The sequence below is a fragment of the Nocardia alni genome, from assembly GCF_019038435.1.
Taxonomy (GTDB): Bacteria; Actinomycetota; Actinomycetes; order Mycobacteriales; family Mycobacteriaceae; genus Nocardia; species Nocardia alni.
In genome coordinates this window covers 1-8,708 of record NZ_JAGPOX010000237.1, presented here as the reverse complement: position 1 = coordinate 8,708, position 8,708 = coordinate 1, and the positions used below count along the sequence as shown (strand labels likewise).

Sequence of the window (8,708 nt, the reverse complement as noted above, 5' to 3'; positions counted from 1 at the left end):
AGATGTGTGTAAGAGACAGGCTACGCAGCGCCCGCAGCTGCTACGACCACCTCGCCGGCCGCCTCGGCGTAGCGGTCACCGAGGCTCTCCTGGAACGGGAGGCCCTGATCCGCACCGACGGCGTAGGCGGCACCATCCGTGCCGAAGGTGACTGCCTGGCGGCCCCCCTACGCGACCACCCCTACACCCTCGGCCCCAACGCCGACCCTCTGTTCACCGCCCTCGGCGTAGACCTGTCCACCACCCGCAACCAACGCCGCCCCCTCCTACGCTTCTGCGTCGACTGGAGCGAACAACGCCACCACCTCAGCGGCGCCCTCGGCGCCGCAGTCCTGACCCGCATGGAATCCGCCGGCTGGCTCCGCCGCCACGACTCCCGCCGCTCCCTGCGCCTCACCGACCCGGGCGCCAAGGCCCTGAACAACGTCCTCGGCCTGGATCTAGCAGCCTGAGCCGGCGGCAATCTCATTTCACCCTGCGCTGTATCCGACATCGAGACTTGTCCTGCGAAGCCGGTCGTCGGCGCGAGCTACGTGGTGATCTTCCCGGCAGCAAACCCACTCGGCCAGCGGCCGGCAGCGCTGGGTTTCCTTGCAGGCGCGGATTGCCATACCAGAAAACCACGCCTTGACAGCGTAGGGGCCGACGAGCCATTCTGGAAACTATGGAAACCAACATAGTTTCCTCAGATTCCAGGCAGCGGCGTGCCGAGGTGATCATCGACGCGGCCGGTCGACTGTTCCTCGCGCCCGGCTCCGGGCGGGTCAGCATGGACGATCTCGCCCGCGAGCTGGGGATGAGCAAGAAGACGATCTACCGTTCGTTCCCCGACAAGTACAGCCTGATGACCGCGGTGCTGGACCGGCAGTTCGAGGCGATTGAGCGCAGGCTGGTCGCGGCGGCGCAGGATACGCAGGACAGGCCGTTCGGCGAGCGGATGCAGGGGTTCCTGCTCGCAGCCTGCGGGGAGCTCTGGCGGATCGGCGCGGCCCAGCTCGCCGCCGGCAGGGGCGATGCAGTGCTGCGCCGGCACGTGGAACAGCGGATCGACGCGGTGGTCTACCAGCGGCTCGACGAGCTGTTCCGGGACGGGCACCGGCGGGGGCTGCTCTCGGCGCCGCCGGCGCTGCTGGGTGAGATCATCCGCGGCGCGGTGGAGCGGCTGCTGAACTCGCCGTTGCCACGCCAACTCGAGTGGACCGCGGCCGATCTGCTGCGGGCAACCGTCGACACGATGCTCTACGGGGCCATCCGCCCCGGCAGTGAACAAGTAGAACCCGCCACAACCCGAGTATCAGAAAGGAAGGACGCCTCATGAATATCGCAATCATCGGCACCGGCCTCATCGGCTCCCAGGTGATCCAGCGACTCACGGCGGCCGGACACGACGCGACCGGGCATTCCCGCTCGACCGGCGTGGACCTGCTCACCGGCGCCGGGCTCGCCGACGCCCTCCGCGGCGCCGAGGTCGTCGTGAACGTGAGCAACTCACCGACCTTCGACGAGGACTCCCTCGACTTCTTCCGTACCACGGTGACCAACCTGCTGACCGCCGCGCAGGCGGCGGACGTGAAGCACCTCGTGACGCTGTCGATCGTCGGCGTCGACCTGGTGCCCGACCTGGCCTACTACCGGGCCAAGACTCTGCAGGAGGAACTGGTCGAGGCCGGGCCGATCCCGTACTCGATCGTGCGCGCCACTCAGTTCATGGAGTTCGTCGAGCCGACGATGAGCTGGACGACCGACGGCGATGTCGTGCGCCTGCCCGCCACCCCGATCCAGCCCATCAGCTCCGCCGACGTCACCGCCGAGGTCGCCGACGTCGCGGCCGGGGCCCCGCTGCAGGGCATCCGCAACATCGGCGGGCCCGACGTCTTCGCCCTCGACGAGTTGGGGCGTATCACGCTGGCGGCGACCGGCGGCAACCGTCGTGTCGTCACCGACGAGACCGCTGGATTGTTCGCCGCGGTCAAGGGGAACGCGCTCCTCGCGCCCGCAGACGCCCACCTGACCGGCACCCACTACCGTGACTGGCTACGGTCGCGATGACCACCATGAACGTCTATGACGCCGTCACGACCCGGCGGGCGGTGCGCGGATTCACCGATCAGCCGATCCCGCAGCCGGCGCTCGAGCGCGTACTGTCCGCGGCGGCCTGGTCACCGTCCGGATCGAACCTGCAGCCGTGGCACACCTACGTGGTCACCGGAGCGCCGTTGGCGGAGCTGAAGAAGCGGGTAGGGGAACGTCTGGCCGCGGAAGATTCCTGGGACGAGCCGCAGTACGAGATGTATCCGCCCGAGCTGAAATCGCCGTACCGGGAGCGCCGATCCGCATTCGGCACGCAACGCTACGGTGCGCTCGGCATTTCCCGCGAGGACGTCGAGGCGCGCCAGCGGGCCGCAGCCGACAACTGGGCCTGTTTCGGCGCGCCCGCCGCCCTGTTCTGCTACATCGACCGCGACATGGGCCGACCCCAATGGTCCGACGTCGGCATGTACCTGCAGACGGTCATGCTGCTGCTGCGCGCCGAGGGGCTGCACAGTTGCACGCAGATGGCATGGGCGAAGTTTCACAAGACAGTCGCGCAGGTCCTGTCGCCGCCGAGCGAGCTGATTCTCTTCTGCGGCATGTCGATCGGGTTCGAGGACCCCACGATCATTCACCCCCGGACAGGCCGGGCGCCACTCGACGAGACCGTCAGCTTCGTCTCAGGTTAAATGACCACCGCGCGGCCGTGGGTTCGGGCCGGGTGCTCGTCACGCGATCCCTCGAGGGTTCGCGATGAGCATGCGCCAGCCGTGCTCGGGCGTGTGCTTCAAGACGTTCGTGGCGGTGCCCCGCGACTCGATCCGCTGTCCATCCGGGGTGGTGATCCACAGGGTGTAGTCGACGATGATCAGCGCGATGTCGCCACGACGGAACACATGCCGGGTGTGGTTGTCCAGATGCGCGTGGGCGGCGATCAGGTTTTTCACCTCTTGTCTGACGAGGTCGTGGCCTTCGACGACCGAGCCGTCGGAGGTACGCATGGTGGCGTCGGGCTCGTAGAGAGCCAGGAGACGGTCGGCGTCAGCGGCGTTGAGCGCGTGGTCGAACGCGGTGGAGAAGTCAGCAGGGTCGCTGATCGTGGTGTCCATCGGAATTTCCTTTCCAGCCACGAGCGCGCGCAGCGTGGCCAGTGAGGTGGCCCGGCCACCGACGACGAGGTCGCCATCGGCGATTTCAAAGAAGCGGACCCAGACGCGCTGGGCGTTCTCCTCGATCGGAGCGCAGCCCTCGATCGTCATGAGTTCGCGGGTGATGCACGCGCCCAGCTCGTGTTTGGACGCCTCGGTCATCGCGCCGTGCAGCGTGGTGACTTCGACGTAGTAAAGCGGTTGCGACGGGATGCCAGTCGCCTTGACGAACGCCGTCCCTGGCAGCTGCTCAAACAGCACCCAGGTCAACTCCGGCGCGACGGTGCTGCCCGCGAACCCCTCGGCCGAGTAGGTGAGTTCACCGAGTGCGGCGGCGATCCGTTCGGGGTCGTGGCCACGGAAGGCGCTGTCGTTCGTAGTGATCTTGACTAGTGCCATGTCGGGAGGTCCTTCCGAAAGGTTTCGATGCGCTCGGCGAGCGCGTCGGGTCGTTCCAGCGGTAGCAGGTGCCCGGCGTCGGGGATGACGTCGAGACGAGCGTTGGGGATGAGGTCGGTGACGTGGCTGCGCATGAGCTCCACCGGCTCCACGCGGTCGATCCTCGAGGACGTTTCGTGCAGTGACACCCCGTCGGAGGTGATGTAAGAATCGGTCACGCTTCATCACGTTAGCGACGACCATAGGTGTAGAAGGGACCTCCACCGGTGAAAAGAAGACAAGCGATTCGGCGGGTGCCGTTTCAGGCGCCCACGCCGTTCGGCGTCGAGGTGATGTCGATCGCACAACTGTGGGCGATGGCCCCGCCTGGTTACCTCGCCTCACCGCAGCGCCCGACCTTCCACCTGCTGCTGCTGGTGACCGGGGGCGCGACCACACACACCCTTGACTTCGAGGAGTACCACCTGACCCGCGGCTCCGCGCTATGGGTGCGGCCCGGCCAGGTCCAAGTCTTTGGTGAACGCGCCGTCGGTGACCTGGTGCTGTTCCAGCCAGACTTCCTCATCCCCGGCACCCACGCGGCGGCGCTCGCGGACAACCACTGCGGCCCGGTCACCGTGACCGCGCCCTTCGAACCGGCCCGCCGCGCGCTCCGCCACGAGTACGACCGCGCCCGGCAGTCGACCCTCGTCTCAGCCGAGACGCTGCGCCATCTGCTCTCGATCCTCATTCTGGAACTCGCACGCGCCGCCCCGGAGCACACCCCCGATCGCACTGGTCTGGACGCCCGCTTCCGCGCCTTGCTCGAACGCGACTTCACCACCGCCCATGACGTCGATCACTACATCCGACAACTCGGCTACACCGCCCGCACCCTCAACCGCGCCACTCGAGCAGCGGCGGGCGAATCACCGAAACAGGCCATCAACCGGCGCCTCGTCCTCGAAGCCTGCCGCCTGCTTGCCCACACCGACCAACCGATCACCCAACTCGCCCGCCGCCTGGGTTTCCGCGACCCGTCGAACTTCTCGGCCTTCTTCGCCACCCAGACCGGGCAGTCACCGAGTGTGTTCCGCGCGGCCACCCGACCGTGACCGACCGACCCGGTTCCAACCCCGCCGCAGACGGGCGCGCATAGAAACCGACCCCACGATGCCGAACTCGACATGGCGCCTCGAACACCTCGACGACTACGACGCCGCCCGCTCCTGGCACAGCCAGGAAGCCCACATCATCGACACCACCGGGTACTCCCGGGCCACCGCAACCAGGTCGTGCGACGAGTGCATCTACCGCATTTACGGACTGCACAAGGACTGGCTGGCACCACTCGCACCGCCGACGACAGGCTGATGGGCCGTGGGGTGCAGGGGTCTGCGCCAATTCGCGGCCGAAAACCCGCACCTCGAACTAGTCAAACCAGCTGGTAGACATACAGATCGAACCTGCACATAGTTGCGGTGTCTCGTGACGTTCGGCCCGTGCGGGGTCGTGCCCCGGCCAGGGGGTCTCACTCCAGTGAAACAGGCTGGTAGAGGCAGGGATTGGAGCGTACAACGTGACGGAAGAAGTCGACATTGGCGGTCGCATCTCGCTGCTGAATCACGGCTGAGGGGGGTTAGCTCACAGCTTATCGGCCGGTTCGAGAAGATCGGGTTGGCGAGAAGATACGTCCGATTGCGCGCAACAGCGCACGGAACTCGGCGCGGTTGGGGCGAACTCCCAGCTTGGCGTACATCATCACGTTGCCGTACTCGGCCATCCGCACGATCTTGCCGTCGATGACGTCGAAGCGCGTCAGGTAGGTATTGCGGTAGGGCTTGCCGGTGCGGGCGACGATCATGTCACCGTTCGCATGGAAGAACACTTCGCCTCCGTCCGGCGTAACGGTCCACTGGTGGTCACGCCAGACCAGAGGATCGAACTTGTCGAACAGGGCCCTGGTATAGCCGAGGATCTCCTCTCGGCCGCTGACGTCAGCAACGCAGAAGCCCTGTCGGCGACGGGCAATGATGTCTGCGACCCCATCGGTATTCGTGACGGCGTTCGAGTGCATGAACAGTTGCTCGGCATCGTCTCTCAGGGTTTGCGCCACGGCGTCGATGTCCTTCGCTTCCACGGCTCGGATGAACTCCTTGGCCGTCTCCAGTGTCGAGCCGTTCGTCCGTCGAGTGCTCACGACCGCGCCTTCTGGCCGGGCCTCCTCTGTTCGAGCGCCAGCGTCCGGCGAGATCGGTGCTGTCCTGGTCATGTCTTCTCCATCGTGTCGGTGCGGCGGGCTTCGTGCTGGTGTGCCACCCGTCAGCCTTGCTCGAGGGGCACACCACCGAGCCTGCGCGGCATCGCCGAATGCAGGAAGACTTCACTGAAGGTAGTACTGGCAGGGTCACGCAGAGGGCCGAGGCAGAGTTGATTCAGGAGAGGATGGGACGATGGCGGGCAACAATCGCAACGGCCTCGCGGACTATCTGCGTCAGCGCAGAGCGGCGATGACGCCGCCGGGTCTGAACGGTCGACCACGAACGTCGCGGCGCCGCGTACTTGGGTTACGTCGGCAGGAGATGGCCGACCTCACCGGAATTTCGGTGGAGTACTACACGCGTATGGAGCAGGGCAAAGCACCTCGCCCGTCACGCGAGATCCTCGCAGCGTTGGCGAAAGGTCTCGCCCTGACCGGACCCGAGCGCGATCATCTGTTCCGCTTGGGCGGCGAATCACCGCCCGAGCTCCCCGAACCCGGCGCCGTCATCCGGCCCGGGCTGCTGCGGATGCTGCAGGGACTGGACGAGACGATGCCGGTCACTGTGCACGATGGCCGGCTCGACCTGCTGGCTCGCAACGAGCTCGCCGCCGAGTTGCTGCCGCCGATGGACGAGTCCTCCCCATACGGTCGCAACATTGTGTACCAAGCCTTCACGACCACCGCCCTCACCACCCTCCTCGGCGACGACGCCGACCGATTCCTGCGCGTCGCAGCCGCCGAACTACGTACGGCACTCAGTCGGTACCCCGCAGACGCTTACCTTCGCGACATCCTGGCAGAACTCACCGCGACCAGTGCGATCTTTCGCGACTACTGGGGACGAGGCGAGGTCATCGCATGGCGATCGGCCGTCAAGCAGTTGCGTCACCCCACGATCGGCATGGCAAGCTTTGACATCGAGCTACTGCACGACCCGGAGCGGGATCACTGGGTCATGCTCTACATACCGCATAAGAAGTGAGACCCCTCGGCGCGAACATCGGACTCAGCGAAGACTGGGCACCGCTGCGCTTCTCACCTATGGTGCCGGCCTACCCGCGCCCTGGAAGCAGCGCCTCTTTGTCGTAGCGCGCCAGTGCCAACCGGTCACACGGCACCCCGATAGCGACGCTCGGGCTTGCTCTTCGATGTGCTGCACTGCTCTGGATTGCGATGCTCAGCTTCTCGTCAAAGTCCACGAATAGCCCACAGAACAAGACAGCCCCGGTGAAAACCGGGGCTGATTTGCTGGTACTCTGGTGCGCGATACTGGGATTGAACCAGTGACCTCTTCCGTGTCAGGGAAGCGCTCTCCCGCTGAGCTAATCGCGCGTGGTTTGCCTCAAAAGAGGCGGCGACGGGAATCGAACCCGTGTGCACGGCTTTGCAGGCCGTTGCCTCACCACTCGGCCACACCGCCAACCAGGCCGGGTTGGCCTTCGAGCGGATGACGGGATTCGAACCCGCGACCCTCACCTTGGCAAGGTGATGCGCTACCAGCTGCGCTACATCCGCACGCATTGTACTGTGCACTTGTGGTGCAGAGTACTTCCGGCGGCTCTTTCGACCCATCCGGCTGCGAGAGAGAACATTAGCCCACCATCCATGCCAGCAACAAATCCCCAGGTAGAACCACGTGAATTGGAATTACAACTCTGTAGTTCCGCAGCCCGCAGCCCTCGAGTTCCCGTGTGTCCGGCACCTCTCTCTCCGACCCCGGGCCCGCCCGTCGGCTCGCACCCCGGACCTTGGGCTCCCATTCCTTCACTCGCATTGTTCGACACACCGAATCCCCAGGTGGACCCGCGATTTGGTGTGACCCGGGGGATGCGTGTTAAGGTTCCATCTCGTTCGGAAAAGGAGCCCTGCCCTTCCGAAGTCTCGCGGTCCTATAGCTCAGCGGGAGAGCGCTCGCCTCACACGCGAGAGGTCGCTGGTTCGAAACCAGCTAGGACCACCACATAATGGCAGGTTATTGTAGGTTTTTCGATGATTCTCCGTTCTTCGTGCAATATACGTGCAATACGGGTTCCTGGTGCTATGGCCGATTGGCTACGGTCCGGTCAGAAGAACACCCAGCCCATGTGACTGGCATCACAGCTAGGCTGGGTGTTGGCTGTTTCCTGTCGGCTAGGACCGTCGTCTCACTGGATTGGGCGCATCGCGTTGTCGACGTCTTCGGCAGCGATACGAACTTGACCGCGAAACCGGTAGGCCGGTAGCGCGCCATCGGCGATCATGCGTCTGATCGTGTCCGTGCTGACGCTGGCGCGTGCGGCCGCAGATTTGATCGACAAGTAACAGCTCGTGTGTTGAGTTTCCTCCGGCTTTTTCATGCGGACTCCCTCCCGTGCATGGCTGGCTTCGTGATCGCGGCCGCGCAAATACGGGGCGCAATAGATATCGAAGTCCGCTGAGCTGCGCCGGATATGCTGCCACCAGCCTGCGTCGTTGACGGGGACCTGGGATGCTGTACTCTGGCTCTGCTGTTTCAGTTACCAGGGCTACTTATGATAGTGCAGGTTGATGGGCGGCGGCTCTCGAATATTTGAAGTTATTCAAATATTCTGTAAAGTCCCACTATATCCCATATGGGGATAGCTCTAACCGTCCGCGAATTGTTCGTGATGATGATACAAACCGTACGTCGAACATCCTGGACTCGGCGTTAATCCCGTCCGGTTTACTGGGCCAGCTTACGGTCGGCCGCAGTTTCCAGGTCTTCACAGGTGCCCTTGGGGAATCCGCCGGACGGGTTCGGGCAACATGTCGTGGTAGAGAGCAGCTTTGCCATAGCTAGTGCGGTGGCGATAATGCGAACGCCAGTTACAGATAAATTTGGGCGCGGAGCGGTGACGGTGCTGGCTACATAGAGATGAGGGTGGGCG

General features: G+C 64.7%; 11 protein-coding genes, 4 tRNA genes and 1 pseudogene. 8 read left to right on the top strand and 8 right to left on the bottom strand.

Translation table 11 applies throughout. From position 1 onward, the window contains the following. The 4 genes and pseudogenes from JZ791_RS42585 to JZ791_RS42570 all read left to right on the top strand — a co-directional run. Positions 1-452, top strand: a pseudogene (locus JZ791_RS42585) (transcriptional regulator); the annotation flags it as partial. Positions 453-712: 260 nt separating this feature from the next. Then, positions 713-1,318 carry a TetR/AcrR family transcriptional regulator gene (locus tag JZ791_RS42580; protein WP_308163472.1) on the top strand — a complete coding sequence of 202 codons (606 nt, stop codon included), beginning with the start codon at positions 713-715 and terminating at the stop codon, positions 1,316-1,318. Beyond that, positions 1,315-2,049 carry an SDR family oxidoreductase gene (locus JZ791_RS42575; protein ID WP_216903395.1) on the top strand — a complete coding sequence of 245 codons (735 nt, stop codon included), beginning with the start codon at positions 1,315-1,317 and terminating at the stop codon, positions 2,047-2,049. The genes JZ791_RS42580 and JZ791_RS42575 overlap by 4 nt, the downstream gene beginning before the upstream one ends. A 5-nt stretch (positions 2,050-2,054) precedes the next feature. After that, entirely contained in the window at positions 2,055-2,720 is a 666-nt protein-coding gene (locus JZ791_RS42570; protein ID WP_216903398.1) for a nitroreductase, read from the top strand. A gap of 39 nt (positions 2,721-2,759) precedes the next feature. Here the strand turns inward: JZ791_RS42570 and JZ791_RS42565 are convergent, their stop codons facing one another. Continuing rightward, positions 2,760-3,578 (bottom strand): YybH family protein, encoded by an 819-nt coding sequence (locus JZ791_RS42565; protein WP_216903393.1) that lies wholly within the window; start codon positions 3,576-3,578, stop codon positions 2,760-2,762. Beyond that, complete coding sequence (locus JZ791_RS42560) at positions 3,569-3,796, bottom strand: alpha/beta fold hydrolase (RefSeq protein ID WP_216903391.1); 228 nt, start codon at positions 3,794-3,796, stop codon at positions 3,569-3,571. The genes JZ791_RS42565 and JZ791_RS42560 overlap by 10 nt, the downstream gene beginning before the upstream one ends. A 48-nt stretch (positions 3,797-3,844) precedes the next feature. Between JZ791_RS42560 and JZ791_RS42555 the strand changes: the two genes are divergently transcribed. Both JZ791_RS42555 and JZ791_RS42550 read left to right on the top strand, forming a co-directional pair. After that, positions 3,845-4,672, top strand: a complete 828-nt coding sequence (locus JZ791_RS42555; protein WP_216903389.1) for a helix-turn-helix domain-containing protein — start codon at positions 3,845-3,847, stop codon at positions 4,670-4,672. 58 nt (positions 4,673-4,730) lie between these two features. Next, positions 4,731-4,931: a hypothetical protein gene (locus tag JZ791_RS42550; RefSeq protein WP_216903387.1), complete on the top strand. Its 201-nt coding sequence runs from the start codon at positions 4,731-4,733 to the stop codon at positions 4,929-4,931. A gap of 277 nt (positions 4,932-5,208) precedes the next feature. On the opposite strand, the gene JZ791_RS42545 is transcribed toward JZ791_RS42550, so the two are convergent. Beyond that, the gene (locus tag JZ791_RS42545; protein WP_216903385.1) at positions 5,209-5,829 is read right to left on the bottom strand and encodes a nuclear transport factor 2 family protein; all 621 of its coding nucleotides are present in this window, start codon (positions 5,827-5,829) and stop codon (positions 5,209-5,211) included. Positions 5,830-6,010: 181 nt separating this feature from the next. Between JZ791_RS42545 and JZ791_RS42540 the strand changes: the two genes are divergently transcribed. After that, a complete protein-coding gene (locus JZ791_RS42540; RefSeq protein ID WP_216903383.1) occupies positions 6,011-6,802 on the top strand; it encodes a helix-turn-helix transcriptional regulator in 792 nt (263 codons plus the stop codon). A 275-nt stretch (positions 6,803-7,077) separates the two neighbouring features. Here the strand turns inward: JZ791_RS42540 and JZ791_RS42535 are convergent. The 3 genes from JZ791_RS42535 to JZ791_RS42525 form a co-directional block, all read right to left on the bottom strand. After that, positions 7,078-7,152: transfer RNA gene (locus JZ791_RS42535), tRNA-Val, on the bottom strand. Positions 7,153-7,169: 17 nt separating this feature from the next. Next, positions 7,170-7,240 (bottom strand) — tRNA-Cys (locus JZ791_RS42530). Between the two features lie 22 nt (positions 7,241-7,262). Continuing rightward, positions 7,263-7,335, bottom strand: a tRNA-Gly gene (locus tag JZ791_RS42525). Between the two features lie 370 nt (positions 7,336-7,705). Here JZ791_RS42525 and JZ791_RS42520 point away from each other — a divergent pair. After that, positions 7,706-7,780 (top strand) — tRNA-Val (locus JZ791_RS42520). Between the two features lie 184 nt (positions 7,781-7,964). Here the strand turns inward: JZ791_RS42520 and JZ791_RS42515 are convergent. Together JZ791_RS42515 and JZ791_RS42510 are read right to left on the bottom strand one after the other, a co-directional pair. Continuing rightward, positions 7,965-8,156: an excisionase family DNA-binding protein gene (locus tag JZ791_RS42515; RefSeq protein ID WP_216903381.1), complete on the bottom strand. Its 192-nt coding sequence runs from the start codon at positions 8,154-8,156 to the stop codon at positions 7,965-7,967. Between the two features lie 347 nt (positions 8,157-8,503). Next, the coding region (locus tag JZ791_RS42510; RefSeq protein ID WP_216903379.1) for a hypothetical protein at positions 8,504-8,708 on the bottom strand (205 nt) is incomplete at its 5' end.

Bases quoted from the DNA above. Each gene is read 5' to 3' on its own strand.
- JZ791_RS42575 (WP_216903395.1), top strand. From the start codon at position 1,315: ATGAATATCGCAATCATCGGCACCGGCCTCATCGGCTCCCAGGTGATC.
- JZ791_RS42570 (WP_216903398.1), top strand. From the start codon at position 2,055: ATGAACGTCTATGACGCCGTCACGACCCGGCGGGCGGTGCGCGGATTC.
- JZ791_RS42565 (WP_216903393.1), bottom strand. From the start codon at position 3,578: ATGGCACTAGTCAAGATCACTACGAACGACAGCGCCTTCCGTGGCCAC.
- JZ791_RS42550 (WP_216903387.1), top strand. From the start codon at position 4,731: ATGCCGAACTCGACATGGCGCCTCGAACACCTCGACGACTACGACGCC.
- JZ791_RS42545 (WP_216903385.1), bottom strand. From the start codon at position 5,829: ATGACCAGGACAGCACCGATCTCGCCGGACGCTGGCGCTCGAACAGAG.
- JZ791_RS42540 (WP_216903383.1), top strand. From the start codon at position 6,011: ATGGCGGGCAACAATCGCAACGGCCTCGCGGACTATCTGCGTCAGCGC.
- JZ791_RS42515 (WP_216903381.1), bottom strand. From the start codon at position 8,156: ATGAAAAAGCCGGAGGAAACTCAACACACGAGCTGTTACTTGTCGATC.